Annotated in this window: 24 protein-coding genes; 19 read left to right on the top strand and 5 right to left on the bottom strand. The window is 72.2% G+C overall.

Annotation, left to right across the window (positions count from 1 at the left end; genetic code table 11):
• Window positions 1–141 precede the first annotated feature (141 nt).
• From AB0I16_RS06005 to AB0I16_RS05995, 3 genes are all read right to left on the bottom strand, one after another.
• Window positions 142–966 (bottom strand): hypothetical protein, encoded by an 825-nt coding sequence (locus tag AB0I16_RS06005; RefSeq protein ID WP_363248074.1) that lies wholly within the window; start codon window positions 964–966, stop codon window positions 142–144.
• A gap of 160 nt (window positions 967–1,126) precedes the next feature.
• Window positions 1,127–2,173, bottom strand: a complete 1,047-nt coding sequence (locus AB0I16_RS06000) for a hypothetical protein (RefSeq protein ID WP_363248073.1) — start codon at window positions 2,171–2,173, stop codon at window positions 1,127–1,129.
• Window positions 2,164–2,988, bottom strand: coding sequence for a hypothetical protein (locus tag AB0I16_RS05995; RefSeq protein WP_363248072.1), 825 nt, complete (start codon window positions 2,986–2,988; stop codon window positions 2,164–2,166). The genes AB0I16_RS06000 and AB0I16_RS05995 overlap by 10 nt, the downstream gene beginning before the upstream one ends.
• A gap of 9 nt (window positions 2,989–2,997) precedes the next feature.
• Between AB0I16_RS05995 and AB0I16_RS05990 the strand changes: the two genes are divergently transcribed.
• The 16 genes from AB0I16_RS05990 to AB0I16_RS05915 all read left to right on the top strand — a co-directional run bounded on the left by AB0I16_RS05990 (window position 2,998) and on the right by AB0I16_RS05915 (window position 20,791).
• A complete protein-coding gene (locus AB0I16_RS05990; RefSeq protein WP_363248071.1) occupies window positions 2,998–3,606 on the top strand; it encodes a DinB family protein in 609 nt (202 codons plus the stop codon).
• 744 nt (window positions 3,607–4,350) lie between these two features.
• Window positions 4,351–5,073: a hypothetical protein gene (locus tag AB0I16_RS05985; protein WP_363248070.1), complete on the top strand. Its 723-nt coding sequence runs from the start codon at window positions 4,351–4,353 to the stop codon at window positions 5,071–5,073.
• 17 nt (window positions 5,074–5,090) lie between these two features.
• On the top strand, window positions 5,091–5,927 hold the full coding sequence (locus tag AB0I16_RS05980) for a hypothetical protein (RefSeq protein ID WP_363248069.1): 837 nt from the start codon (window positions 5,091–5,093) through the stop codon (window positions 5,925–5,927).
• Entirely contained in the window at window positions 5,924–7,234 is a 1,311-nt protein-coding gene (locus AB0I16_RS05975) for an ATPase, T2SS/T4P/T4SS family (protein ID WP_363248068.1), read from the top strand. The genes AB0I16_RS05980 and AB0I16_RS05975 overlap by 4 nt, the downstream gene beginning before the upstream one ends.
• Window positions 7,235–7,331: 97 nt before the next feature.
• Window positions 7,332–8,330, top strand: coding sequence for a type II secretion system F family protein (locus AB0I16_RS05970; RefSeq protein ID WP_363248130.1), 999 nt, complete (start codon window positions 7,332–7,334; stop codon window positions 8,328–8,330).
• Window positions 8,327–9,256 carry a type II secretion system F family protein gene (locus AB0I16_RS05965; RefSeq protein WP_363248067.1) on the top strand — a complete coding sequence of 310 codons (930 nt, stop codon included), beginning with the start codon at window positions 8,327–8,329 and terminating at the stop codon, window positions 9,254–9,256. The genes AB0I16_RS05970 and AB0I16_RS05965 overlap by 4 nt, the downstream gene beginning before the upstream one ends.
• Before the next feature lie 122 nt (window positions 9,257–9,378).
• Window positions 9,379–9,630, top strand: a complete 252-nt coding sequence (locus AB0I16_RS05960; protein ID WP_363248129.1) for a hypothetical protein — start codon at window positions 9,379–9,381, stop codon at window positions 9,628–9,630.
• 106 nt (window positions 9,631–9,736) lie between these two features.
• Window positions 9,737–10,180, top strand: coding sequence for a TadE family protein (locus tag AB0I16_RS05955; RefSeq protein ID WP_363248066.1), 444 nt, complete (start codon window positions 9,737–9,739; stop codon window positions 10,178–10,180).
• Window positions 10,180–10,632 carry a TadE/TadG family type IV pilus assembly protein gene (locus tag AB0I16_RS05950; protein WP_363248065.1) on the top strand — a complete coding sequence of 151 codons (453 nt, stop codon included), beginning with the start codon at window positions 10,180–10,182 and terminating at the stop codon, window positions 10,630–10,632. Before AB0I16_RS05955 ends, AB0I16_RS05950 begins: the two co-directional genes overlap by 1 nt.
• Window positions 10,629–11,093, top strand: a complete 465-nt coding sequence (locus AB0I16_RS05945) for a pilus assembly protein TadG-related protein (RefSeq protein ID WP_363248064.1) — start codon at window positions 10,629–10,631, stop codon at window positions 11,091–11,093. Before AB0I16_RS05950 ends, AB0I16_RS05945 begins: the two co-directional genes overlap by 4 nt.
• A 146-nt stretch (window positions 11,094–11,239) precedes the next feature.
• Window positions 11,240–14,215 (top strand): BTAD domain-containing putative transcriptional regulator, encoded by a 2,976-nt coding sequence (locus AB0I16_RS05940; protein WP_363248063.1) that lies wholly within the window; start codon window positions 11,240–11,242, stop codon window positions 14,213–14,215.
• A gap of 91 nt (window positions 14,216–14,306) precedes the next feature.
• Window positions 14,307–15,026, top strand: a complete 720-nt coding sequence (locus AB0I16_RS05935; protein WP_363248062.1) for an A24 family peptidase — start codon at window positions 14,307–14,309, stop codon at window positions 15,024–15,026.
• A gap of 134 nt (window positions 15,027–15,160) precedes the next feature.
• Complete coding sequence (gene mqnC / locus AB0I16_RS05930) at window positions 15,161–16,360, top strand: cyclic dehypoxanthinyl futalosine synthase (RefSeq protein ID WP_363248061.1); 1,200 nt, start codon at window positions 15,161–15,163, stop codon at window positions 16,358–16,360.
• Between the two features lie 7 nt (window positions 16,361–16,367).
• Entirely contained in the window at window positions 16,368–16,967 is a 600-nt protein-coding gene (locus AB0I16_RS05925) for a hypothetical protein (RefSeq protein WP_363248060.1), read from the top strand.
• Between the two features lie 387 nt (window positions 16,968–17,354).
• On the top strand, window positions 17,355–18,050 hold the full coding sequence (locus AB0I16_RS05920; RefSeq protein ID WP_363248059.1) for a demethylmenaquinone methyltransferase: 696 nt from the start codon (window positions 17,355–17,357) through the stop codon (window positions 18,048–18,050).
• A 218-nt stretch (window positions 18,051–18,268) separates the two neighbouring features.
• Window positions 18,269–20,791, top strand: a complete 2,523-nt coding sequence (locus AB0I16_RS05915) for a zinc ribbon domain-containing protein (RefSeq protein WP_363248058.1) — start codon at window positions 18,269–18,271, stop codon at window positions 20,789–20,791.
• Between the two features lie 49 nt (window positions 20,792–20,840).
• On the opposite strand, the gene AB0I16_RS05910 is transcribed toward AB0I16_RS05915, so the two are convergent.
• A complete protein-coding gene (locus AB0I16_RS05910) occupies window positions 20,841–21,389 on the bottom strand; it encodes a GNAT family N-acetyltransferase (RefSeq protein ID WP_363248057.1) in 549 nt (182 codons plus the stop codon).
• Window positions 21,390–21,486: 97 nt separating this feature from the next.
• On the opposite strand from AB0I16_RS05910, the gene AB0I16_RS05905 reads away from it, so the two are divergent.
• Complete coding sequence (locus AB0I16_RS05905; RefSeq protein WP_363248056.1) at window positions 21,487–22,770, top strand: geranylgeranyl reductase family protein; 1,284 nt, start codon at window positions 21,487–21,489, stop codon at window positions 22,768–22,770.
• Window positions 22,771–22,811: 41 nt separating this feature from the next.
• A complete protein-coding gene (locus AB0I16_RS05900) occupies window positions 22,812–23,138 on the top strand; it encodes an antibiotic biosynthesis monooxygenase (RefSeq protein WP_363248055.1) in 327 nt (108 codons plus the stop codon).
• A gap of 92 nt (window positions 23,139–23,230) precedes the next feature.
• Here the strand turns inward: AB0I16_RS05900 and AB0I16_RS05895 are convergent, their stop codons facing one another.
• Window positions 23,231–24,058 carry a C40 family peptidase gene (locus tag AB0I16_RS05895; RefSeq protein WP_363248054.1) on the bottom strand — a complete coding sequence of 276 codons (828 nt, stop codon included), beginning with the start codon at window positions 24,056–24,058 and terminating at the stop codon, window positions 23,231–23,233.
• 842 nt (window positions 24,059–24,900) lie between these two features.
• On the opposite strand from AB0I16_RS05895, the gene AB0I16_RS05890 reads away from it, so the two are divergent.
• Window positions 24,901–25,260: an NADH-quinone oxidoreductase subunit A gene (locus tag AB0I16_RS05890; protein ID WP_003992243.1), complete on the top strand. Its 360-nt coding sequence runs from the start codon at window positions 24,901–24,903 to the stop codon at window positions 25,258–25,260.
• Window positions 25,261–25,262 lie beyond the last annotated feature (2 nt).

Below are 25,262 nucleotides of genomic sequence, written 5' to 3'. Positions count from 1 at the left end.
CGTCGAAGATCCGATCGCCAAGCCCCGCCCTGGTCCACCCGCCCCTGAGTCACTCCGCGCGAGTCTCGTCCGCGTCGGCTCGCGCATGGCCTCGCGAGCCCGGTCGTTCCGTCGGCACCCCGGGGGCGCCGGTCGGAAGCCTCAGTAGTCGACCACGTCTTCCTTGTCCGGGAGCAGGCCGGTGATCCGCTCCCAGATCTTCCCGCTCCTCGCGCGCACCAGGACGAGTTCGCTCTCGGGCCCGATCCGGCCCTCGACTATGGGCTCCTCGGGCTTCTCCCTGACCCAGTAGCCGCGCGGCCCGCAGTCCCATACGGCAAGGGCCCGGACCATGGCGGCCCGCTCTCCCTCGTGTGTGCCGTCCCAGGTGGTGGTGATGCGCCACATCGCGTTCATGGCCATGACCAGCTCGGTCAGTTCGGTCAGCTCCGGTTCCCCGGGCGTGCCCGCCCCGGTCAGCGCCTTGCGGATGAGGTCCCTGGTCGTGGTCTCGTCGCCCTCGCACTGTTCGAGTGCGGAGAGAGCCGCGTCGAGCGCGCCCATCGTCGTCTCGATACGGGTGACCGCCGAATCGGCCTGGTCGTCGGCCTGGAGGTTGACCGTACGGGCCAGCTCCCAGACCAGGCTGTGCGGGGCGATCGGGGTGTACTCCGACTCCTCCTCGCCCGGCCAGGCCGCATGCGCGACAACGGCGTTCCGGCCGACGATGGCTCCGTGGTGGAGAGTGCCGTGCTCACCGGTGACCTCCACGGTCACGAGGAGCAGCGGGGATGCCAGAGCGCCGAGCAGGTCCTTGAGGACCGGCGCCAGCTCGCCCTCCTCGCCGACCAGGCCGATCTGCATGAGCTCACCCAGCGAAGGCCATAGCTCGTCGGGCGGGTTCTCGCCGTCCAGGAGATGGGCGAACACCGCGATGTGGCGATCGGCCAGCCGGAACCGTGCCCGCGAGCTGTCGTAGGAAGGCATGGAAGGTGAGTACCTCAGTCTTTCGTGGCGACGGGCCGCCGGACCTCCGCCGGCGGCGCGGCGGCATCTGACCTGCTGTCCGGCCGTGGGGCCGGTGGACGCGGCGCCGCAGCAACCGTATGGCACCGCGTCGTGCCGGCCGCCGGGCGGCGTCGCCCGTTCACCGGTTGACGGACTGGATCTCCTCCACCTTCACCGGCTGGTCGTTGCCGTACTCGCCGTTCGGCAGCGTGCCCTGCGCGCCGCCCGTGCCCTCCCAGGTGATCTCCCAGGTCGCGGTGGCCTGGAGGTCGTACGTTCCCTGGCCCGACGAGCGCTCGTAGACGATGCCGCACGGCGGTGTCCGACCCGCTTTGCCCTTCGCGTACGGTTCGCCGATCGAGCCGTCGTCGTTGATCTCGCACGTGCCGGAAGCGGGCAGCAGCTTGGCGTCGTCGGTGCCCGGCTTGATCGTGAGCGATACGGGCTTCGCCGTCGTGGTCGCCTCGATGTGCAGCGGCCCGGCGTCCAGCTCGGCCGTGACGGACACGGGCTTGAACTCCCCCTTGTCGAGCCAGGCCCAGGTGGGGAGGTTCACCTTGGAGGCGCCGTCGGGGGCGAGGTCCACCTTGGTGCCGGGGACGGTGATCTGCTTGTAGGCGAGGCCCGCGAGGATCTCGGGGCTGATGACGTTCGGGACGTCGGGGGGCTCGCCGTTGTCGGCCCAGAAAGGGGGCCTGTTGCACTGCTGCTGTTCCTCAAGCGTGGCGTCGGGGCTGAATTGCGCGCCCCACCACATCCCGTCGTCTTCCTTGTCTATGTTGTAGTCGTCCTCGGCATAGCTCCGGTTCTCGTCCGACATGTCCTTCAGAGCGTCACTGGGGGCGTCGGGATCGTGCCGGGCCGTGAAGTAGAGGCGGTTGCGGAAGTCGCGGAACTCCTTGGCCTTCCACTCCGGCGCGTACCAGCACGGCGGGGGCTTCCAGTTGGGGTCGACCGACGTGACGGTGCCGGTGCCCGCTCCGCTCTTGCCCGACGTCGTGTACTTGATGCGCGCCACGGCGCCGATGGTGTCGTCCTTCTTCGTGGCCGCCGTACTGCTGTCGCTGATTCCGGGGTCCTCCCCGGCCGAAGCCGGGCCCGCGGACGCGAACAGCAGAGCCGCACCGGCGCCCAGCAGGACGGATGCCCTGCGCGCCTTCCCCGTGATGTGCGTGGTCACCGGCATTCCTGTGCCTTCTCCTTCACCTGGACCTTCTGGGCCCGCCAAAGCCCCTCGGCGTTCTTGGAGGGCTTCATCAGTACCTGCCAGGAGTAGTAGTCGCTCAGGCTCGGTTCCGTGTGGTGGACCTTCTCGGTCTTCACTTCCTTGCTGTAGAGCTTCGTGCTGTCGGCGCAGAAGGAGACGACGGTCGACTCCTTGTTCTCCGCGGGGGTCACCTTGATCCGCGAGAACCGCATCTTTCCGCTGATCGTCAGGCCCTTGTCGACCCGCTGCTCGATCTGGTCCTTCGCGTACGTCTGGGCCTGGCTCTTGAACTCCGAGTAGAACTTGTACGCGGCGTCGTTCACGTCCTGCTCGACGATCCCGTAGCGGATGGCCCGTACGAAGTTCTGGGCGTCGCCGAGGGCCGCGGCCTGGTCCGGATCGGACACTTGGGCGTCGGCGAAGACGAGGTCGACGTCCGAAGGGAACGTCATCCTGGGGCGGTCGATGGCGTCGGGGGTCTTGCTCTTGCCGCCTGCCGGCGACGCGCTCTTCCCCGCGCCGGCCTCGTCAGCGCCCGCGATCTTGTCGTTGTCCGAGCCGCCGCCGTCACCTCCGCACGCCGTGAGCAAGAGGGCTGCGGCGGCCGTGAGCGAGACGGCTACGGGCCGGATGTACCTGCGGTTCACGTGTGACTCCCGGTGGGACGACAGTTCCTCAAGCCACTTGAAGGTACTGAAGTGCGCGACGCGTTCGCCAGGGTCGTCGGCGGCGAGTGATGGAGCGGTGGAGGAGTGGGCGGGAAATCCGAGCGCCACCCGCGGCCCCCTGGGCATGATGCCCCCATGCCAGAAACCCCCCGGCCCCAGCCCGCCCACGCCCCGAACACGCCCCCGGCCACACCCCCGGAGACAACCGCGAGGACAGCCCCGACCCCAGGGACAGCCGCCCCGCCCCTCAGGGTGGAGCCCCCGCACGCCGACGCTGGCGAGCGTGCCTCGCTCGCCGCGTTTCTGGAGTACCAGCGCGAGACCCTCGCGATGAAGTGCGCGGGGCTGAGCGCCGGGCAGCTCAAGGAGCGGGCCGTGCCGCCCTCCGACATGTCCCTGCTCGGGCTGGTGCGGCACCTCGCCGAGGTGGAGCGCAGCTGGTTCAGGAACGTGCTGGGCCAGGAGGCCGTCAGGGCCAACTGGAAGGGGCGGGTGCCCGGGGAGCACGCCGACTTCGACGTGGACGACGCCGACGCCGACGAGGCGTTCACCGTCTGGCGCGCCGAGTGCGCCCGCTCCCGGGCCCTCGTGGACGGCCTGGACTCCCTCGACTTCACCGTGGAGTTCCGCGGCGACGCGTACTCGCTCCGGTACGTCCTGACGCACATGATCGAGGAGTACGCCCGCCACAACGGCCACGCCGACCTCCTCAGGGAGCGGATCGACGGCGCGACCGGGGAGTGAGGCCGCGCGGCGGCCCTTGGAGGACGGGCGGCAGGGGGAGTTGCGTGGGTTGTGGGGAGGAGCCGGGGGCGTTCCGTGGGGGCGCTCGGAGAGCGGGGCGTCCGGAGGGCAGGGCGTCCGAGGAGTGGGGCGTCCGAGGAGTGGGGGCGCTCGGAGAGTGGGGCGTCCGGAGGGTGGGGCGTCCGAGGAGTGGGGGTGGCCCGGAGGGCGGGGCGTCCGGAGCGTGAGGGTGTTCCCTGTGGGCGTCGCGTTGCCGCCTGTCGGCCCGTGAGGCGGTCGTGGCGGGCGGGAACCGGCCACGCCTCCCGCGGCGTCGTCCTGGTGGCCGACGGATCATGGCCCGGCCGGTGCCGCCGGAGCGGGGGTGGCGTGAGCCGCCTTCGGCGGACCGCGCGTTCACCGCTGCGGGGTGCGACGTGTTCGCGTATGCGGGCGGCCGGTCGTGTGCGCGTATGCGCGGGAATGCCGGTTCTCCGCAGCGGGAAACGGCCGGAATCGCACGGGAAACGGGGGAGAGTTGAGTGCGCGCGGATGACCGTGGGGCCCCTGGGCTTCGCGATCCAGAACGCGCCTTGAGGGGCTTATGTGCTGCTGATACGGTGCGATGGCTTGACACTGGGCCCTTGGCTGATCAGCCGGAACGCTGTCCGGCGGCGAGCCGGAACCGGGCGGGGCGAGAGAGCCGCGAGTGTCGCGAATGACGAGAAATGACCGAATCTTCTTGGGCGTGCGGGGAGCAGTTGCGTGAAGATCCAGGAGCGTATGGGGGCGGGCAGCAACCGTTCCGCCACGCCGGCCCAGCCAGGCGTCGGTGAGCGCCTTCCCTCGCCGCCTCGCGAGCGCAAACCGGCACTGGCCGCTCTGGCCGTCCTGCTGATCCTGGTGGGCGCCCTCGGCGCCACCGTGCTCGTGCTGCGCGCGGGCGACCGCATCGAGGTCGTCAAGGTGACGAAGGAGATCCCCGCCGGTGAGGCCGTCACCGACGACAACTCCACGACCGTGATGGTCAACGACGACAGCTCCGCCAACTTCGTCAAGAAGGAACAGCTCGGTCAGCTCAAGGCCCTCAAGGCCAAGAGCACCATCTACCCGGGCACGGTCGTCGTCGGCGAGATGTTCGGCGCCAAGGCGGCGCTGCCCGCGGGCAAGGCATCCGTCGGGCTCTCCCTCAAGGAGGGGCAGTACCCCTCCGACGTGAAGTCCGGCGACACCGTCGCCGCCTACCCCGTCGTCTCCGGAGCCTCCTCCGGCAAGGGCTCCGGCGGCAGCGGCTCCGGCTCCACCAGCGGTACGCCGCTCGTGGCCTCGGCCAAGGTGAGCACCGTCGCCGACACCAGCGACGCCACCGTCAGCACCGGAAACCAGAACGTCACCCTCCTCGTCCCGCAGGAAGACGTCGCGGCCCTGGCGAGCGCCGCCTCCGAGGGCAAGGTCGTCATCGTCCGCGTCCCGTCCCACGGCAACTAGAGGCGAGAACCAGAGACATGGCGCTCATCGCTCTCGCCGCCGACAAGGGATCGCCCGGCGTCACCACCGCCGCCGTCGCGCTGGCCGCGGTCTGGCCGCGCCGCGTCCTCGTCGCGGAGACCGACCCCGCGGGCGGCGACCTCGTCTACCGCAGCGCCGCCGCGCACGGCGGCCCCCTCAACCCCAACACCGGCATGCTCTCCATCGCCGCCACGGCGCGGCGCGGCCTCGTGCCCGACCAACTCTGGGACCACGTACAGCCGTTGAGCGGCGGCCTCGAAGTGCTCGTCGGGCTCGGTGTCGCCGAGCAGGCGGCCGGGCTCGCGGGGCTCTGGCCGACCCTGGGCCGCGCCTTCTCCCAGCTCGCCGACTCGCCGCACGCGCCCGCCGACGTCATAGCGGACTGCGGGCGCGTCAGCGGTGACACCCCGGCCGTCGAACTGTTCCCGCAGGCCGCCCTCGTCCTGCTCGTCGCGCGCACCGAGCCGGAGTCCCTCGCCCGCGTGCGCGACCGCGCCGCCGCACTCGCCGCCAAGCTGCACGGCGGCCCGCGGGGCGCCGCCTCCCTCGCGACGCCGCTCATCGGCGTCCTGCTCATCACCGACCCCTCGACGTCGGCCAAGCTCGTCCACCAGGTCAACGACATGCTGGTGGCCGCGCAGACCGGCGCCCGGGTCGTGGGCACCCTCGCCGACGACCCGGCGGGCGCCGACCAGTTGGCCGGACGCAAGCGCGGACGGCTCGACAAGTCGCTGCTCATCCGGTCCGCGCGCAAGGTGACCGTGGACCTGTACCAGCAGTACGGCGCCGCCTGGGCCCACCCCGCCGCGCAGCACCCCGGGGCGGGCCGATGAGCGCTCCCGTCGATCACCAGCTGGTGAAGCGGTTCCGGCAGGACGCCGGTGACCGCATCGCCGAGCAGCGCCGCCTGGACCAGCTCTCCGGCGTCACCCCGATGTCGGGCGAGGACGAGCGGCACTACGCCCGCGCCGTCATCGCGCAGATCCTTGAGGAGTACGCGCGCGCGGAGATCAACGCCGGGCGCACCCCCCTCGACGCGGAGACCGAGGAGCAGTACGCGGCCGCCGTGCACGCCGCGCTCTTCGGGGTCGGACGGCTCCAGCCGCTGCTCGACGACCCCGAGGTCGAGAACATCGACATCAACGGCTGTGACCAGGTCTTCGTCGGATATGCCGACGGCCGTGAGGTCAGGGCCGATCCGGTCGCCGAGACCGACGAGGAGCTCGTCGAGCTCATCCAGGTGCTCGGCGCGTACTCCGGTCTGTCGTCGCGCCCCTTCGACTCCGCCAACCCGCAGCTCGACCTGCGGCTGCCCGACGGTTCGCGGCTCTCGGCGGTCATGGACGTCACGCGCCGCCCCGCGCTCTCGATCCGCCGCGCCCGCATGGGCAAGGTCTTCATGTCCGACCTCGTCGGCAACGGCACGCTGACGCCGGAGATCGGCCACTTCCTGGCCTGCGCGGTCAGGGCCCGCAAGAACATCATGATCGCGGGCGCGACCAACGCGGGGAAGACCACGCTGCTGCGCGCCCTCGCCAACGAGATCCCGCCGCACGAGCGCCTGGTGACCGTCGAGCGGGCCCTCGAACTCGGTCTCGACCAGTTCGCCGACCTGCACCCGAACGTCGTGGCCTTCGAGGAGCGCCTGCCCAACTCCGAGGGCCAGGGCGAGATCTCGATGGCCGAGCTGGTCCGCCGTTCGCTGCGCATGAACCCCTCCCGCGTCATCGTCGGTGAGGTCCTCGGTGACGAGATCGTGACGATGCTGAACGCGATGTCGCAGGGCAACGACGGCTCGCTCTCCACGATCCACGCCAACAGCTCGAGCGAGGTGTTCAACCGCATCTCCACGTACGCGTTGCAGGCGTCCGAGCGGCTCCCCATCGAGGCGAGCCAGATGCTGGTCGCCGGCGCGGTCAACTTCGTCGTCTTCATCCAGCGGCGCAACAACTACCAGTCCGGCGGCAAGCTGCAGCGCATGGTGACCTCGGTCCGCGAGGTCAACGGCGTCGACGGCCGCGTCCTGTCCAGCGAGGTCTTCGCGGAGGCCCCCGACGGGCGGGTCGTCGCGCACGCGCCGATCGCCTGCATGGACGACCTGGCCGCGTTCGGTTACCGCCCCGCCGGGCAGTGGGGGTGAGCACGACATGAACACACCCGTAACAGCGGTCCCCGCGGCCTCGTACGACGCGGCTTCGCATGACGCGGCCTCGCTCGCCGTGGGTTCCCTCGGCACGATGGGCGGGCTCTTCTCGATGCCCGTCCTGTACGCGCTCGGCTGCGGCATCGCCGTCGGCGGCGGTCTCGCGCTGCTCGTGGTCGCGCTCCGCGGGCTGCCCGCCAAGCCCGCGCACGAGAAGCACCGGGCGAGCGAGCGGGCCGGCGAACTGCTCAGGTTCGCCGGGCAGCGCGGTTCGCTCGCCGCGGGCGTCGGGCTCGTCGTCCTGCTCCTGACCCGCTGGGCGGTGGCGGGCATCGCCGCCGGCGTCCTCGTCTTCTTCTGGGACAAGCTGTTCGGCGGCGCCGCCGAGGAACGCGCGCAGATGAAGCGCGTCGAGGCCCTCGCCGCCTGGACGGAGTCACTGCGCGACACCATCGCGGGCGCGGTCGGCCTCGAACAGGCCATCCCCGCGTCGGCGCGGGCCGCCGCCCCGGTCCTCCGCCCGCACCTGGACGCCCTGGTGGACCGGTTGCGCGCCCGCACCCCGCTCCCCGAGGCCCTGCAGATCCTGGCCGACGAGATCGACGACGCCTCGGCGGACATCATCGTCGCCGCGCTCATCCTCAACGCCAAGCTGCGCGGCCCCGGCCTGCGGCAGGTGCTCGGGGCGCTCGCGAAGTCCGCGCGCGAGGAGGTCGACATGCGCCAGCGGGTCATGTCGCAGCGCGCCTCGACCCGCCGCTCGGTACAGATCGTGGTGGCGGTCTCGATCGCCTTCGTGCTCGGCCTGTCCATCTTCAACCGCGAGTTCGTCGAGCCCTACGGCACGCCGGTCGGCCAGCTGGTGCTCGCCATGGTCTGCGCCCTGTTCGCGCTGGGCTTCTGGTGGCTGCGGAAGCTCTCGACGGTGGAGACGCCGGACCGCTTCCTGGTCAAGGACGAGCCGGGCGTGCAGTTCGTGCGCCCGCGGGGCCCCGGTGCCCCCGTCCAGCCGCCGCAGCAGGCCCAGCCGCCGCTCCAGGCCCAGCAGGGCCTGCCCGGTTACGCGGGCCCGACCGAGGGGGTACGCCGATGAACCTGACGATGCCGATAGTGATCGGCGCGACGCTGGGCCTCGGCGTCTTCGCCCTCGTACGCGCCCTGATGCCGTCCAAGCGCAGCGCCGTCGCGACGGTCGCGCGGATCGACGCGATGCGGGCGCGCGGGGCGGCGTACGAGTCGCAGCGGGTGTCCGCCGACGCGGAAAAGCCCGGCCGCATCGGTTCCCTGCGGGCCCGTGTGGGCGCGCGGGTCGCCGACTTCTACCTCCAGCAGGGCTGGGAGCTGCGCTCGCTCCGCGCGGACCTGGCGGTGCTCGACCGGAGCTGGGAGAAGTTCCTCGCCACGAAGGTGCTGCTCGCCGGCGCGGGTCTGTTCTTCGGTCCGTTCCTCTTCGTCATCGTCTACACGCTCGGCGTCGGCCGCAGCCCGATCATCCCGGTCTGGCTCGCGCTGATGTTCGGCGTGCTCTTCTTCTTCCTGCCGGACGTGGAGGTGCGCAGGGACGCGGCGGAGAAGCGGCGCGACCTGCGCCGCGTGATCGGCGCCTACCTGGACCTGGTGTCGATGAGCCTCGCGGGCGGGCGCGGCCTCCCCGAGGCGCTCATGGCGGCGGCGGAGGTGTCCGACGGCTGGGCGACGCAGCGTATCCGCAGCGCGCTCGCCGACGCCCGTATCACCGGTGTCAGCCAGTGGCAGGCCCTCGGCGCGCTCGGCGAGGAGCTGGGCGTGGAGGAGCTGAAGGACCTGTCGGCGTCCTTGGCACTGGTGGCGGACGACGGCGCGAAGGTGCGCGAGTCGCTCGCGTCCCGCGCGGAGACGATGCGGCACCGCGAACTCGCCGAGATCGAGGGCAGTGCGGGCGAGAAATCGCAGTCGATGCTGGTCGCGCAGCTCCTGCTGTGCGCGGGCTTCCTGGTCTTCCTCATCTTCCCGGCGGCGATGCGCGTGTTCCAGGTGTAGCGGCACCGTCCCCCGGACGGCAGAGACGACAGCGACGACGGTGCCGGACACACGGGGCCCGGCATCCCCCCACCACTCCTGAGAGGACAACCATCATGAACGGACCGAACGGCCTCAACCGCCTGCACGGGCGTGACTTCAGCACCGGAGACCCGGGCCTGGACTTCGTCATCACCTTCCTTCAGGGCCGCGTCCAGCGCGCCCGCTCCGGTGAGCTGGACCGCGGCGCTTCGGCGGTCGAGTGGGTCATCATCTCGGCGGTCGTCGTGGCGATCGTGGGCGTGGTGGCCGCGATCATCAACGCCGCGCTGAAGGGCGGCGCGGACAAGGTCGGCAAGTGCATCGAGGGCGCCGACGCGGGCAAGACCTGCTGACCCGCGGGTTTTCGGCGGCGTGAGCGGTGTGGACCGTGCGATCGGTGTGAACCGTGCGAGCGGTGAGAAGGGGGACGGGGTCCGGGTGCGAGGGGGGACGCGCGGGATGCGCGGGATACGGGGCTTCGTGCGCCGCCGGGTGGAGGCCGCCTCCACCCGCGGTGAATCCGGCATGACGGCGATCGAGTTCGTGCTGCTCACCCCGGTGCTGTTCTTCATGATCTTCGCGACGGTGCAGTTCGCGCTGTACTTCTTCGCGGACCACGTGGCCCAGGCGGCGGCCCAGGCGGGCGCGCGCAAGGCCCGCGCCACGGCCGACGAGAACGCGGGCGGCTGGCGCGGTGAGGCGCGCGACGTCGCCGACGCCTACATCCGCCAGCTCGGCCCCCAGCTCGTGATCGACCCCGACGTGCGCACCATCCAGCCCGAAGCGACCACCGTCGGCGTGGAGATCACCGCCAAGGTGCCGATGGTCTTCCCCGGGCTGGACTTCACCGTGCACGCCCAGTCGTCGGGGCCCGTCGAGCGGTTCGTCGAGGAGAACGAGTGATGCGTGACGCGGTGGCCGGCGCGTGGCGTCGCACACGCGCCCTCCGCGCCCGGTGCGGCGACCGCGGGCTCTCGACCGTCGAGGTCGTGATCCTCGCTCCGGTGATGATCCTGTTCATCCTGGTCCTCGTGGCCTTCGGCCAGCTCGTCGAAGGGCGGGGCGCCATCGACGGGGCGGCGCGCGACGCGGCCCGCGCGGGGTCGATCCAGAAGGAGCACGGCACGGCGCTCGCCGAGGCGGAGAAGGCGGCGAGGGCCGACCTCGCGGACGTCTGCTCGGGCCCCGTGTCGGTGATCCAGAAGAGCACGGGCTTCGACGAGGAGGTCGACCCGTTCTTCACCGTCGAGGTCAGCTGTCGGGTGAAGGGGCTGGCGATGCTCGGCCTGGACGTCCCGACGACGCTGAGGGCCAGCTTCAGCTCGCCGCTCGACCCGTACCGGAGGTCGGCGTGAGACGTCATCCGCCGGTCCGCGCGTGGCTCGCGTCGCGCCGCGCGCACCTGGACGACCGGGGCTCGGGCGCCGGTGCCGTCATCATCTTCGCCATCGTCTTCCTCACGCTGTCGGCGTTCGTCATCGACGGCGGGCTCTCCATCTCCAAGCGGGAGCGCGCCGCCGACATCGCGGAACAGGCCGCGCGGTACGCGGCGCAGGACCTCGACACCGAGGGCATCTACGAAGGGGCCGAGGGGGCTCCCATCAACTACGAGAACTGCGGCGCCCGGGCCCAGGCGTTCGTCCGCGAGGCGGGCCTCACGGGCGCGGACGCCGCGGCGACGCGCTGCGTGACCGCCAACGCCCAACAGGTCGAGGTGGAGGTCCGGATGACCTACAGCCCCGTCTTCACCGGCATGTTCTACGGCGGCGACGTCACGGTGAAGGGCAGCGCCGTCGCGGAGAACCAGGTCGGCTGAGGGCCGCGGCGGGCCGCCGGGACGCGGCCCCTGTCTGCCCATCGGCACCATCCGTACCATCAGCTCAGTAGGCTCGGGAGCACCTCGCCGGAGCCGCGACGACCCCGCCCACCCACTCCTTCCCACAGGACACCAGGACACCCGCCATGGCGCGCACCACCTCACGCTCGACGAGCCCGCCGAACCCGCAGCCGCCGCGGAACCGCACGCCGCAGGCGCTGCCGGGGCGCCGGCGCACCTTCGGAGACTTCGTCAAGGCCTTCCTGGCCTTCGTCGCGCTGGCCGTGCTCCTGGTCGGTGTGCCCGGCGCGCTCGTCGTCTTCGTGGGGTGGCCGCTGCCGGGCGGCGCGCCGTCGCTGAGCTGGCTCCAGCGGGAGATCACCGTCAGCACGTTCATCAACGTGCTGACCGTCGTCGTCTGGTTCGCCTGGGCCCAGTTCACCGCCTGCGTGCTCGTCGAGATGAAGGCCGCGCTGTCCGGCGTCGGCATCCCGGGCCGCGTGCCGGGCGCGGGCGGCAGCCAGCTGCTCGCCCGTCAGCTCGTCGCCGCGCTGCTCCTGGTGGGCGCCACCGCGGCGAGCTTCGCGCCCGGCCTCTCGCAGTTCGGGCAGTCCCTTGAGGGCAACCAGAAGCCCGCGTCCGCCGCGAGCGCCCAGCAGATCCCCGGCCTGTTCGGGCAGGAGGGCCGGCAGGCGGCCGCTGCCGCCGACGCCCTCGCCGCGCAGGCCGACCGGGCCGCAGCGCACGCGGGCAGCGGCCGGGACGGGGACACGAAGTACTACCGCATCCAGCCCCCGGAGGGGCGCCATCACGACTCGCTCTGGGAGATCGCCGAGCGGCACCTGGGCGACGGGCGCAGGTACAAGGAGATCTACCGGCTCAACAAGGACCGCGAGCAGCCCGACGGCTCCAAGCTCTCCGAGGCGAGCCTCATCAGGCCCGGCTGGATCATGGAGATGCCGGGCGACGCGCACGGCGGCGAGCTGGTCGAGATGCCCGACGAGGCGCCCGAGGTCTCCAAGGACGTCAAGGAGCAGATCTCCGACTACGCCAGGACCGGCGACCACCGGCAGGGCGGCGGCGAGCAGGGCGGCGGTGGTTCCGTCGACCGCGACACCGCCCACATCACCCTCCCCGAACAGCGCCCCGGCACCCCCGCCACGCCCGCCGCCCCCGAGACGCCCGCGGCCACCGCGGGCGACGCGGCCGACGGCTCCGGCTTCGGGCTGCCCGAGGCGGTCATCGGCGCGCCCCTGCTGGCCGCCGGTCTGCTCGCCGCACTCGGCCGCCGCCGCAGGCAGGCCCTGTGGCAGTCGGCCATGGGCGCGGTCACCGGGCGCCGCGGCATGCGGCTCCCGACGCCGACCGGCGACGCCGCCGACGTGCACGACGCGCTCCTCGTGGGCGCCGACCCCGAGGGCGTACGCCTGCTCGGCCTCGCGCTGCGCGGCCTCGCCGCCTCGCTGGCCGAGGAGAACCGCGCGCTGCCGACCGTGTACGCGGCCTGGCTGAGCAACGGCGACCTGCACCTCCAGCTCGCCGCGCCCGCCGGACGCCCGCCCGCGCCCTGGCAGCCGGGCCAGGACGAGACGTTCTGGGTCATCGCCCGCGCCGACGCCGAGCGGTACGAGGACGTGGACACCGCCGCGCCCTACCCGGGCCTCGTCAGCCTCGGCACCCTCGACGACTCGCGGCTCCTGCTCAACCTGGAGTCGGTGCCGGGCATCGTGTCGCTGAGCGGCAGCGCCGCCGACCGCGCCGCCGTCTTCGCGTCGGTCGCCGCCGAACTGGCCACCAACGGCTGGTCGGACCGCATGACCATCACCCTCGTCGGCTTCGGCGAGGACCTCACCCCGCTCGCGCCCAACCGGCTGCGGCACCTGGAGGACGTGGACGCCCTCCTGGAGACCATGGAGGCCGAGACCCGGCAGCGGCGCGGCGCGCTGGGCGCCGCAGGGCACGACTCCGTGCTCACCGGCCGCACCGGTCCCGCCCAGCACACCCGCTGGGCCCCGCACCTGGTGCTGCTCGCCGACCGGCCGAGCGGCGAGGACGCCGGCAAGCTCGCCGAGCTGGCCTCCGACGCCGGGCGCCTCGGCATCGGCTACCTCGTCGGCACGGACTCCGGCGAACTGCCCGGCGCCGCCTGGGAGATGGAGATCACCCCCGAGGGCAAGCTGCTCGCCCCGCTGCTCGGCCTCGAACTGACGGCCCAGACGCTGCCCGAGGCGCAGCGGCGGGCCGTGGTCCGCCTCTTCACCGACGCCGACCCCGAGGGCGAGGACGGCCCCGGCCCCGACGACGGCCCCGCGGGCGCGGCACCGCCGTTCCTCGTCGACGTCACCGAGCAGGGCAGGCCCGCGGTCTACGCCCGCCTCGTCGGCACGTACGAGATCATCGGCCTCGACACGCCCGACGGCGAGCGCAGCCCGCTGCTGCACGAGGCGCTCGCCCTGCTGCTCCTGCACCGCGAGGGCGTGCACCCCCGGGTGCTCGCCTCGGCGCTCTGGCCGCGCGGCGTCACCGAGGACGTACGGGACGCGCTCGTCGACCGGCTGCGCGAGTGGCTCGGCACCGACCCCGACGGGTCGCCGCGGCTGCGGTCCGACCAGAACGGGCGGCTCACCCTCGCCACCTCCGTCGTCTCCGACCTGGACGTGCTGCGCTCGCTCTACCACGAGGCGACGCAGGGCCGCGGCGCAGGCAACCGCGCCGTGCGCGGCCGGATGCTGACCGACGCGCTGGTCCTCGTACGGGGACCGCTGCTCGCCGACCGGCAGCAGGGCCGCTACGCGTGGCTCACGCACGAGATCATCGACGCGCAGCTCCCGCTCCTCGTGGCCGACATCGGGCTCGCCCTGTCGGAGTTCCACCTGGAGAAGGGGCGGGCGGAGAAGGCGATCGAGGCGCTGAACGCGGCGCTCGGCTCCGCGCCGCGCGACGAGCGGCTCTGGAACGAGCTGCTGCGGGCGACGCACGCGCTGGACGACTCCGCGCGGCTCCGGCAGGTCGCGGCGGACCTCCTGGCCCGGAGCGGGGCCCGGGGGCTGCCGCCGCGGACCGAGGCCCTGCTGGACGAGTTGCTGCCCGCCTGGCGGGAGGGGCTCTCCGCCGCGGGGTGACCCCTTCGCACCTGCTCACCGCACCGCCCCCGCGCGGCGGACGTCTCCCGCCCGCCCGTCCGTTTCCCCGTATCGCAGGAGGTGACCGCACGTGCTCCCTCTCCTCGTCCTCACCGGCGCCCTCTGGGGCGCCCTCGCCGGGCTCCTCGTGCCGCGCGCCGCCTACCGGCTCTCCGTGCCGCCCGAGGAGAGCTGGCGCGCCGAGAGCCCGCAGGGAATGCCCCTGAGGGGTTGGCTGGGGCTGGCGCGGGCCGGGGGCGGGGACTGGTTCGGGCCCCGCACCCGGGTGGTGGCGCCCGCCACCGCGCTCGTCTGCGCGGCCCTCGCCGCCGCCACCGGGCCGCGGCCCGAGCTGGGCGTCTGGCTGGTGCTCGCGCCCTTCGGGGTACTGCTCGCCGTCGTCGACTTCACCGTCCACCGGCTGCCCGACGTGCTGACGCTGCCGCTCGGCGGGGCCGCGCTCGTGCTGCTCGCCGTCGCCGCGCTGCTGCCCGAGCACGGCGGCGCGTGGCCGGGGGCGCTGTACGGGGCGTTCGCGCTGGCCGGGGCGTACTTCGTGCTGTTCCTCATCAGCCCCGACGGCATGGGCTTCGGCGACGTGAAGCTCGCGCTGTGCCTGGGGGCGGTGCTCGGCTGGTACGGCTGGGGCGTGCTGCTGCTCGGGGCCTTCGCCGGATTCCTGCTCGCCTCGGTGTACGGGGTGGGGCTCGTCATCGCCCGCCGCGCGGGCCGCAGGACGGCGATCCCCTTCGGCCCCTTCCTGATCGGCGGCGCCTTCGTGGGCGTCCTGCTCGGGGCGTACTCCGCCTGACCCGGGCCGCCTCGGGCCACCCCGCTGCCCGGCACCGCGCCGCCCCGGGCTACCCCGGGCTACCCGAAGGCCGCCGGTGACCCTGGCGTACGCTGAATCAGTACGCCCACAACCCTTACGAAAGGGACGCCCCGGTGACCGAGAAGGCCGAGCTTCAGTCCGTCCTCGACCGCGCCGCCGCAGGTGGGCGGATCACTCCGGAGGAGGCGCTCGTCCTCTACCGCGACGCCCCGCTGCACGCGCTCGGCGCCGCCGCCGACGCCGTCCGCCGCCGGCGCTACGCCGGTACGGAGCACATCGCGACGTACATCATCGAGCGCAACATCAACTACACGAACGTCTGTGTGACGGCGTGCAAGTTCTGCGCCTTCTACGCCGCCCCGAAGGACACCAAGAAGGGCTGGACGCGGGACCTCGACGACATCCTGCGCCGCTGCGCGGAGACCGTCGAGCTCGGCGGGACGCAGATCATGTTCCAGGGCGGTCACCACCCGGACTTCGGCGTCGAGTACTACGAGAAGCACTTCTCCGCGATCAAGCGGGAGTTCCCGCAGCTGGTCATCCACTCCCTCGGCGCCTCCGAGGTCGAGCACATGGCCCGCATCTCGAAGGTGTCGGTGGAGGAGGCGATCCAGCGCATCAACGCGGCGGGGCTCGACTCGTTCGCCGGGGCGGGCGCCGAACTGCTCCCCGCCCGGCCGCGCAAGGCCATCGCGCCCCTGAAGGAGTCCGGCGAGCGCTGGCTGGAGATCATGGAGATCTCCCACAACCTCGGCGTCGAGTCCACGTCCACCATGCTCATGGGCACCGGCGAGACCAACGCCGAGCGCATCGAGCACCTGCGGATGATCCGCGACGTCCAGGACAGGACCGGAGGCTTCCGGGCCTTCATCCCGTACACGTACCAGCCCGAGAACAACCACCTCAAGGGCCGCACCCAGGCGACGATCTTCGAGTACATCCGCATGATCGCCATCGCGCGGATCTTCCTCGACAACGTGGCGCACATCCAGGGTTCCTGGCTGACCACCGGCAAGGAGGCGGGTCAGCTCACCCTGCACTACGGCGCGGACGACCTCGGCTCGGTCATGCTGGAGGAGAACGTCGTCTCCTCGGCCGGCGCCAAGCACCGCTCGAACCTGCGCGAGATGATCGACATGATCCGCACGGCCGAGCGCGTCCCGGCCCAGCGCGCCACGACGTACGAGCACCTGGTCGTCCACGACGACCCGGCGAACGACCCGGTCGACGACCGCGTCGCCTCGCACATCTCGTCCGTCGCGATCGAGGGCGGCACGGCGCACCCGGAGCTGAAGCTCCTCAGCGCCAACTGAGGCCGCCTTGCTGACCCTTCACGTCGCCGAGCGCTCGCCCGGGACGGCGGTGCTGGCCGACGGCGCGTCCCTCGCCGCCGTCGGCCCGTACGAGGAGCTGGCCGCCGCGCACCCCGGCGCCCGCGTCCGGCGCTGGCCCGGCATCCTCACGCCCGGCCTGCTCAACCCCTACGGGCCCGAACTCCTTGAGGCCACCTACCACCCCGACCCCCGCGAGGCCGACCGGCTCGGCACCGCGCCCATCGGCGGTGAGCGGGCCCGCGCGATCTTCCGCGCCGACCCCTCCCGGCTCGGGGCGAGCGCCCGTCGCGGCGTACAGCGGCTCCTGGCCCACGGCACGGTGGCGGTCGCGGGGGAGCTGCGGGCCCGCCCGGCGCTCGACGCGGTCCGCCGCGCGGGCCTGGCCCTGGGCCACCGCCCCCCGACCCTCCCGGGCCCCCCGTCCCTCTCCCCGACCCCCCTGATCCTGCTCCCACCCCTCACCGAGGGCGCCCCGGCCCGCTTCGCGATCTTCGACGTGGAGCAGCGAGCGGACCTGGCCGACAAGGGCGCGGCAACGTGCGTGGCGACGGTGGTGGCCGGAAGACTGGTGTACAGGGCCCACTGACGAAGCGCGGACGTCCGGTAAGGGACGCGGGACTGTGTCTGTGTGCGGCTTCGCCGCGGGGTGCGCGAGCGATGTCGGTGGGGCGCCCGGTGAGGGGCGCGGGGCTGTGTCTGTGTGCGGCTCCGCCGCGGGGTGCGCCCCGTAAGGGGCGCGGGGAACTGCGCGAGCGAGCACGACGCACCCGCACCCGCCGAAGAGACGGCCACAGGGCAGACGCACCCGCGAGGAAGGCCCGCCGCAGGCGAAGGACCCCGCCGCCGGTGGAGAAGCCCGCCGCCGGTGGAGAAGCCCGCCGCCGGTGGAGAAGCCCACCGCCCGTGGAGAAGCCCACCGCCCGTGGAGAAGCCCGCAAGAAAGAGAGAAGCCCCGGCTGACACAATAGGCCGGGTGACCCGAGCCTCCTTGGACAAGCAGCCGCACGAAGTCGCAACGATGTTCGACGACGTCGCGGAACGATACGACCTCACCAACGACGTGCTCTCCCTCGGCCAGGCCCGCCTCTGGCGCAAGGAGGTCGCGAAGGCGGTGGACGCGCGCCCGGCGCAGAAGGTCCTCGACCTGGCCGCCGGCACCGCCACGTCCTCGCAGCCCTTCGCGCGGGCAGGCGCGTACGTCGTGCCCTGCGACTTCTCGCTCGGCATGCTGCGGGTCGGCAAGGGGCGCCACCCGTGGATGCCGTTCACCGCGGGCGACGGGACGAAGCTGCCGTTCAAGGACGACACCTTCGACGCCGTCACGATCTCCTTCGGGCTGCGCAACATCCAGGACACCGGCGCGGCGCTGCGCGAGCTGTACCGCGTGACGAGGCCCGGCGGACGCGTCGTGATCTGCGAGTTCTCGCACGCGACCTGGGCCCCGTTCCGCACGGTCTACGAGGAGTACCTGATGCGCGCGCTGCCGCCGGTCGCGCGCGCCGTGTCCTCCAACCCCGACGCGTACGTCTACCTCGCCGAGTCCATCCGCTCCTGGCCCGACCAGCCCGCGCTCGCCGCGCTGCTGAAGGACGCGGGCTGGTCGAAGGTGGCGTGGCGGAACCTCACGGGCGGCGTCGTGGCGCTGCACCGCGGCTTCAAGCAGGGCTGACGCCTCAAGCGGGGCCGGACCGGAGCCGCTTGCGGACCGGGCCGCCGAACCCCGGCGGATAACGCTTGAGTTGAGAACAGGGATCTGGGACCGGCGGGGAACCGGTCAGCGGGCAAGATGTGTCCGTTGATACGACCCCGCCAAAACTTATGCGGCTCTTATGGGGTCGGTCCTTTCCCGTTCGCGGGAGATCGCCTGGACTATGACGGAGCGTTCTGATGGCGTCGTACTGCCCACACTGCGGGGCCGCTGGCCCTGAAGAGGCCCGCTTCTGCATGAAGTGCGGCAAGGAACGCCCGCCGGCCCCCGAGGCCTCCGCGCCGCCGCCCGCGCCGGGAGCACCCCCGGCCCCCGCGGCCCCGCCGACGCCCGCACCGGGGACCCCGCCCCCGCCCGCCTTCACCCCGGCCGCCCCCGCCGCGCCCTCACCGGTCGGCGCCTTCCTCGGGCGGACGTTCCGCGGGGACTGGGCCGGGTCCGCGCTCGCCGCGCTCTGGCCCGTCACGCTGCTGCTCCTCAGCGGCATCGCGCTCGCCATACCTTCGTACGGCCAGGACGACGACACGGTGGTCGGCTTCACGGACCGGCTGCGGATCGGCCTCGCCCTGCTGCTCCAGTCGGTGGGCGGCGGCTTCGAGGTGTCGGGGCACGAGACGCGGCCCGGGGGCGGCGGCTTCGGCGACTCGGACGGCTTCGGCGACTCCGGAGGCTTCGGGGACTCCGGCGGCTTCGGCGATTCCGGCGGCTTCGGCTCGGGCTCCGACGCGGCGACCACCATGGAGGGCGCCGCCTCCCTGCACTTCGTCCCGCTCACGGTGACCGTGCTGTGGCTGGTGGCGCTCTTCATCGGCGTACGCGTTCTGCGCGGCCGCCTCGTCGCACGGCAGTACGGGCAGGCCGGTGTCCCGGGCGGCACGGCCGGCGGGGAGGCCGCCGTCCGCGTCGCGCTCCTGGTGGCCGCCGGCACGCTGGGCCTCGCGCTCTTCGCGCAGCCGGAGATCGAGGGCATCGAACTGTCCTCGTCCCCGGCGCTGTCCACGCTCGGCTCCCTGGTCCTCGCGCTCCTCGTCGCCTGCGCGGTGCTGCGCCGTGACGGCGTGCACTGGGGCGCGGGTGCCGCTCCGCGCCCCGGTGTGCAGGCCCTCCTGCGTGCCACCGGGACCGCCGTGCGCGCCCTCGCCGTGGTCCTCGTGCTCTGCTCGGTGGTCGCCTTCGTCAGCCTGGCGCAGATCGACGACCTGGAACGGGCCACCGACCTGGACGACGACGACATCTCGCCGCTCCTCGTCGCCCTGCTCATCCTGCCGAACCTCGCGATCACCGCGCTCGGCCTCGGCTGGGGCGCCGCGTCGGAGGTCGCCGTGCGCGGCCGCAGCTCGCTGTACGGCGGCGACTCCAGGAGCGAGACCTTCGGCCTCTCCGAACTGGGCGACGTCACCAACGACTGGGCCGTCGTGGGCGCCCTCGCCCTCGGCCTGGTCTGCGCGCTGACCATCGGCCTGCTGGCCGCGCGGCGCTGCGTCGGCCGGGGCGAGCAACTGCTCGCGGGCGGTGTCTTCTTCGGCCTCGTCCTGCTGCTCGCCGCGGTCGGCGGCCTCCGCGTCGAGGTGTCCGGCGCCGCCGGCAGAGGCACGGGACTCGACAGCGCACAGGGCGACGGCAGCGTGGAAGTCGGGCTGAGCGTCCCCGAGGTGCTGCTCTTCGGGCTGCTCTGGATCTTCGCCGCCGTGCTGATCGCGCCCTATCTGCTGCGGATGTCGGGGCAGGGCGGCGGCCCGGCCGCGCCCGCGTACGCACCCGGCGCGCCTCCGGTGCCCGGCGCCCCCGCGAGCACCCAGGCGCCCGCTTTCGACCAGGGGCCGCCCCCGCAGTCGCCTCCGCCCGCGTCCCCGCCCCCGCCCCCGCCCGCGTCCCCCTCTCCGTCTCCGTCTCCGTCTCCGTATGAGCGGACCGTCTCCGCGCCAGGCCCGCACGCCGTGCGGATCGGGCACCAGCCCCCGGGAGCCAAGCCGCGTGGCCGGGCCAGGCTCTGGGTGGCGACGCTCGCCGGGGCGTTCCTCATCGGTGGTGGCGCGACCGCCGGAATCCTTCTCTGGCAGGACGGCGACGGCGACAAGCCCGCGGTGACGTCCAAGGACGACGAGCGCTCGGCGGGTTCCTCGGCGGACTCCTCCGCCGAGCCGAGCGAGCAGCCGAGCACGCCGGCCTCCGAGGAGCCCGGGACCGACACCCGGATGCCGGGCGAGAGCGACGAGGCGGGAGCGGCCGACGAGGACGCCGCCCCCGCGGGGACGGAGCGGGTGACGGACCCCGAGGGGTTCTCCTTCGCGGCCCCCGAGGGCTGGACCCGGCAGGCGGTGGACCCCGAACGGCCGGGGCAGATCACGTACGCGGGTGCGGGGCGCGAGGAGTTCCTGGTCGGCGTGGTCACCTCCGCGCCCTACACCTCGTACGAGAACTTCCTCAACATCGAGGACCACACGAAGAAGGCGCCGGACAAGTCCGACTACCAGCGCGTCCGGCTGGAGGAGAACACCTTCGAGGGGCAGGACGGGGCCCTCTGGGAGTACACCTACACGGACAAGTCGGGCCGTGAGATCCACGCCCTGAACCAGAGCTACGTCGCCGAGGACGGCACGGAGTACGCGATCCAGCTCTCGTGGCGCGAGAGCGCCTGGTCCATGGGCAAGGGCGAGCGGACGCACCGGACGGCGCTGGACACCTGGCGGCTCACCGGCTGACGCCGCCGGGGCGCGACGGCCGCCGCCGGGCGCCCCGCGACGGCCGCCGCTACAGGGTGAGCCGGAAGCAGTACGCCACCCGCCGCGAGCCGTCGGCGCCCGGCGGTTCCGGGGTGGTGAACGTCTCGCCGAGCACCATGCCGAGCCGCCGGGTCACCGCGACCGAGCGCGCGTTGCCCGCGTCGACCATCGCCACCACGCCCGGCACGCCCGCCGCGCGCAGCCGTTCGATCGTGGCGTGCGCGGCGGCCGTCGCGTACCCCTTGCCCCAGGCGGCGCGGCCGAGCCGCCAGCCGATCTCGATCTCCCCGGTCGGCCCCCAGGGGCGGCTCCACGGCTGGGCGCCCGTGAAGCCGACAGGTGCGCCGGACGCGTCCAGCAAGGTCCAGAGGCAGTAGCCCCGTTCGGCGTCGTGCCGGCGCTGCCTGGCCGTCAGCTCCTCGTACATGGACAGCTCCGCGGGCGCGCCCCCGTGGAACTCCATGACCTCGGGGTCGTCGAAGAGCCGGTGCCAGGTGAAGGCGTCCTCGTGGGTGGGGACGCGGAGCCGCACGTCGGGGAGGGGTACGGCGGGCAGGGTCTCGGTCTGCTCGGTCACGTGTGGCCCTTCGGCTGGTAGATCGGTACCGCCTCATAGACTGCCTGTATCCCGTGCCGGCCGGCACACAGTTTTCGATCCTTGGGGAGAACCCGCCGTGACCGAGCCCCTCTCCGAACACACCGCGGACGTCATCGTCGTCGGAGCCGGGCCCGCCGGTTCGACGACGGCCTACTACCTGGCGAAGGCGGGACTCGACGTCCTCCTCCTGGAGAAGACCGCGTTCCCACGGGAGAAGGTCTGCGGTGACGGCCTCACCCCCCGCGCCACCAAGCAGCTCGTCTCCATGGGGATCGACATCTCCGAAGAGGCCGGCTGGCTGCGGAACAAGGGCCTCCGCATCATCGGCGGCGGTGTGCGGCTCCAGCTCGACTGGCCGGATCTGGCGTCCTACCCCGACTACGGCCTCGTACGGAAGCGCGACGACTTCGACGAGCAGCTCGCCCGGCAGGCGCAGAAGGCGGGCGCCAGGCTCCACGAGCGCTGCAACGTCGGCGAGCCGGTCATCGACGACCGCACCGGCCGCATCACCGGCGTGCACGCCAGGCTCGGCGAGGAGAAGACCCCGGTCACCTTCCACGCCCCGCTGGTCGTCGCGGCCGACGGCAACTCCTCGCGGATCTCGCTGGCCATGGGGCTGCACCGGCGCGAGGACCGGCCGATGGGCGTGGCCGTGCGGACGTACTTCACCTCGCCGCGCCACGACGACGACTACCTGGAGTCCTGGCTCGAACTGTGGGACCGGCGGGGCTCCGAGGACCGGCTGCTGCCCGGCTACGGCTGGATCTTCGGCATGGGCGACGGCACGTCGAACGTCGGCCTCGGCATCCTCAACTCCTCCAAGGCCTTCCGCGAGCTCGACTGGCGCGAGGTCCTCAAGGCCTGGTGCGCCTCGATGCCGGAGGACTGGGGCTACACGCCGGACAACATGACGATGCCGATCCGCGGCGCCGCCCTGCCGATGGCCTTCAACCGCCAGCCGCACTACACCAAGGGGCTGCTCCTGGTGGGTGACGCGGGCGGCCTGGTGAACCCGTTCAACGGCGAGGGCATCGCGTACGCCATGGAGTCCGGCCAGATCGCGGCGGACGTCATCGTGCAGGCACACGCGCGTGCCACCCCCGCCCAGCGGGAACTGGCGCTGGAGAACTACCCGAAGACGCTCAAGGAGACCTACGGCGGCTACTACACGCTCGGCCGCGCCTTCGTGAAGCTCATCGGCAACCCGAAGGTCATGAAGATCGCGACGCAGCGCGGGCTCACCCATCCGGTCCTGATGAGGTTCACGCTGAAGATGCTGGCGAACCTCACGGACCCGACGGGCGGCGACGCCATGGACCGCGTCATCAACGGGCTGAGCAAGGTGGCGCCGAAGGCGTAGCCCCGGTGGGCGGTCCGATCAGGTCGGTGCAAAATGGACGCATGATATTTATTGCCGTCAAGTTCACCGTCCGCCCCGAGTACAGCGAGAGCTGGATCGAGCGGACCGCCGCATTCACCGCCGCCACGCGCGCCGAGCCGGGCAACGTCTTCTTCGAGTGGTCGCGGTCGGTCGAGGACCCGAACCAGTTCGTGCTCCTTGAGGCCTTCGCCGACGGGGACGCGGGCGCCGCGCACGTCGGCTCCGACCACTTCAAGGCCGCCATGGAGACGATGTCCGAGGCGATCGCCGCCGTCCCGGAGATCGTGAACACGGAGATCCCCGGCACCGGTTGGTCGCGCATGGCGGAGCTCTCCCCGAAGAGCTGACCGCCGAGCCGCGCAGAAGCGCCTGAGGGCGTGCGTAAGGGCCGGATCTCCCCCTGGGGAGGTCCGGCCCTTACGCGTGGCTCAGAAGGCCGTCAGAGGACGCGCACGGCGCCCGAGGCCGGGTAGCCCGACAGGTCCTGGATGACGACGCCCTTGCTGGGGTTGGCGGCGTCGAGGTACTGGCCGTTGCCGATGTACACACCCACGTGGTAAGCGGAGCCCGCGCCACCCCAGTAGAGGATGTCGCCCACCTGGACGTTGGAGAGCGAGACGGGGGTGCCGGCGACCGACTGGTCCTGCGAGACGCGCGGAAGGTCCACGCCCGCCTGCTTGAACGCGGCCTGCACGAGGCTGGAGCAGTCCCAGGCGTTGGGGCCGGAGGCGCCCATCACGTAGGCGTCGCCGAGCTGCGCCTTGAGGAAGCTGATGACCGCGCCGACGCTGCCGCCGGCCGGAGCGGGGGCCGAGTCGGAGGAGCCGGCGGAGGTGGTCTGCGTCGAGAGCGAGGTGCGCTCGGTGGTCCGGGAGGCGCGCTCCTCCTCGGCCTTCTTCTCCGCGGCGGCCTTGGCCTCCGCCTCGCGCTTGGCCTCGGCCGCGGCCTTCTTCTCGGCCTGCGCCTGGTCTTCCTTGGCCTGCTTGGCGGCCTTGGTGGCGGCGGCGTCCTGCTCGGCGCGGGACTCGTAGGTGTCGGCGGCCTGCTGGGTGACGTCCGCCGACTGGGCGATCTGCGCGGACAGATCGGTGGTGAGCGTGGGCATCTCGATGGTCTCGGTCACCGGCTCGGCCGCGTTCGCCGTACCGGCCGCCGCGGCCACTGCCAGGGTGCTGAGGACGCCACCGGCAACTCCGGCGCGCAGGGCGATCTTGGAGGCGCTGCGACGGGGCTTCCGGTGGCTGGGTATGTGAGCGGTGTGGGACATGAGAACAACCGCTATCAGGGACTCATGGTTCCCATCAAGAAACGTGTGGTGCGCCACAGTTGCCGTTTTCGGCCCCGAACCCCGGGCGTGTCGTTCCTTATTGACGCCGTAACGGGCAAAGCGGACGGCAGTGATCACGCCTGTGATCATGGGTTTTCTGTGATACGCCCGAATTGCCCACGGTCTACCACCGGTTGACTCAGTTGGCCAAGCCCCACGCTTTCACCCTCCCCCCTCGTGTGTCGCAGGTCACACCGGTAACCCCTTGGGGATCTCCCTGAGATCTCGCCGAGACCTCCCCGAGATCTCCCGTACCTTCCGGCCCCCCTCGCGGTGACCCCCGGGCCGACCGACGGGTGATGCCCGGGCCGTCCGTGCGGCGACGGGCCGGGTTTCCGCCGGGAGGGGAGTGTGGCAGTCCGTTCCGCTCGTGAATCGGTGTACGTGTCCACTTTCGTCCGGGCCCGTTGCTGCCGAAGCGTGAAGCGATTGCCTCTATCAAGTGATCACGTCCAGCGCCAATTTGCGCGTAGCGGTCGGCTCTTGATAGGGCAACACCCCCTCGACCAGCGACGACGCGCCGAGATGTCACCTCTGGTGATCACTCAGGTGCTTCGCGTACGAAGATCACCGCTCATCCGACTTCATGATCCTTCGTCAGGTGGTGGAGATCACAAAGCCGTTGACGTACCCCGTGTCGCAGATCACAGACCGGCAGGCATAAGATGCGGGGCAGTTGGGCTTGTGACCTGCTTCACATGTAAGCGATCTTCAGATGAGAAGCGGGGCCCGGGTCCGACGCAACCGCCAACAGTCAGTGCCGACTGAGAGGAGCGAGGAGCGTGAACGCCTATGCGCCCATCCTCGTGCTGGGAGCCCTCGGGGCAGGCTTTGCGATCTTCTCCGTGGTCATGGCCACGCTTATCGGTCCAAAGCGGTACAACCGCGCAAAGCTTGAGGCCTACGAGTGCGGTATCGAGCCGACGCCGACGCCGGCCGGTGGTGGGCGATTTCCCATCAAGTACTACCTGACGGCGATGCTCTTCATCGTCTTCGACATCGAGATCGTCTTCCTCTACCCCTGGGCCGTCACGTTCGACGCGCTGGGGATTTTCGGGCTCGTGGAGATGCTGCTCTTCGTGCTCACCGTCTTCGTCGCGTACGCGTACGTATGGCGGCGCGGCGGCCTGGAATGGGACTAAAG

This window comes from Streptomyces sp. NPDC050703 (genome assembly GCF_040654435.1).
Classification (GTDB): Bacteria; Actinomycetota; Actinomycetes; order Streptomycetales; family Streptomycetaceae; genus Streptomyces.
Note: the sequence above shows the minus strand (reverse complement) of the source record. Positions and strands in the feature narration are given on the sequence as shown.

Coding starts and splice junctions, on each gene's coding strand:
- AB0I16_RS06005 (WP_363248074.1), bottom strand. CDS start 966: ATGCCTTCCTACGACAGCTCGCGGGCACGGTTCCGGCTGGCCGATCGC.
- AB0I16_RS06000 (WP_363248073.1), bottom strand. CDS start 2,173: ATGCCGGTGACCACGCACATCACGGGGAAGGCGCGCAGGGCATCCGTC.
- AB0I16_RS05995 (WP_363248072.1), bottom strand. CDS start 2,988: ATGCCCAGGGGGCCGCGGGTGGCGCTCGGATTTCCCGCCCACTCCTCC.
- AB0I16_RS05990 (WP_363248071.1), top strand. CDS start 2,998: ATGCCAGAAACCCCCCGGCCCCAGCCCGCCCACGCCCCGAACACGCCC.
- AB0I16_RS05980 (WP_363248069.1), top strand. CDS start 5,091: ATGGCGCTCATCGCTCTCGCCGCCGACAAGGGATCGCCCGGCGTCACC.
- AB0I16_RS05975 (WP_363248068.1), top strand. CDS start 5,924: ATGAGCGCTCCCGTCGATCACCAGCTGGTGAAGCGGTTCCGGCAGGAC.
- AB0I16_RS05970 (WP_363248130.1), top strand. CDS start 7,332: ATGGGCGGGCTCTTCTCGATGCCCGTCCTGTACGCGCTCGGCTGCGGC.
- AB0I16_RS05965 (WP_363248067.1), top strand. CDS start 8,327: ATGAACCTGACGATGCCGATAGTGATCGGCGCGACGCTGGGCCTCGGC.
- AB0I16_RS05955 (WP_363248066.1), top strand. CDS start 9,737: ATGCGCGGGATACGGGGCTTCGTGCGCCGCCGGGTGGAGGCCGCCTCC.
- AB0I16_RS05950 (WP_363248065.1), top strand. CDS start 10,180: ATGCGTGACGCGGTGGCCGGCGCGTGGCGTCGCACACGCGCCCTCCGC.
- AB0I16_RS05940 (WP_363248063.1), top strand. CDS start 11,240: ATGGCGCGCACCACCTCACGCTCGACGAGCCCGCCGAACCCGCAGCCG.
- AB0I16_RS05915 (WP_363248058.1), top strand. CDS start 18,269: ATGGCGTCGTACTGCCCACACTGCGGGGCCGCTGGCCCTGAAGAGGCC.
- AB0I16_RS05900 (WP_363248055.1), top strand. CDS start 22,812: ATGATATTTATTGCCGTCAAGTTCACCGTCCGCCCCGAGTACAGCGAG.
- AB0I16_RS05895 (WP_363248054.1), bottom strand. CDS start 24,058: ATGTCCCACACCGCTCACATACCCAGCCACCGGAAGCCCCGTCGCAGC.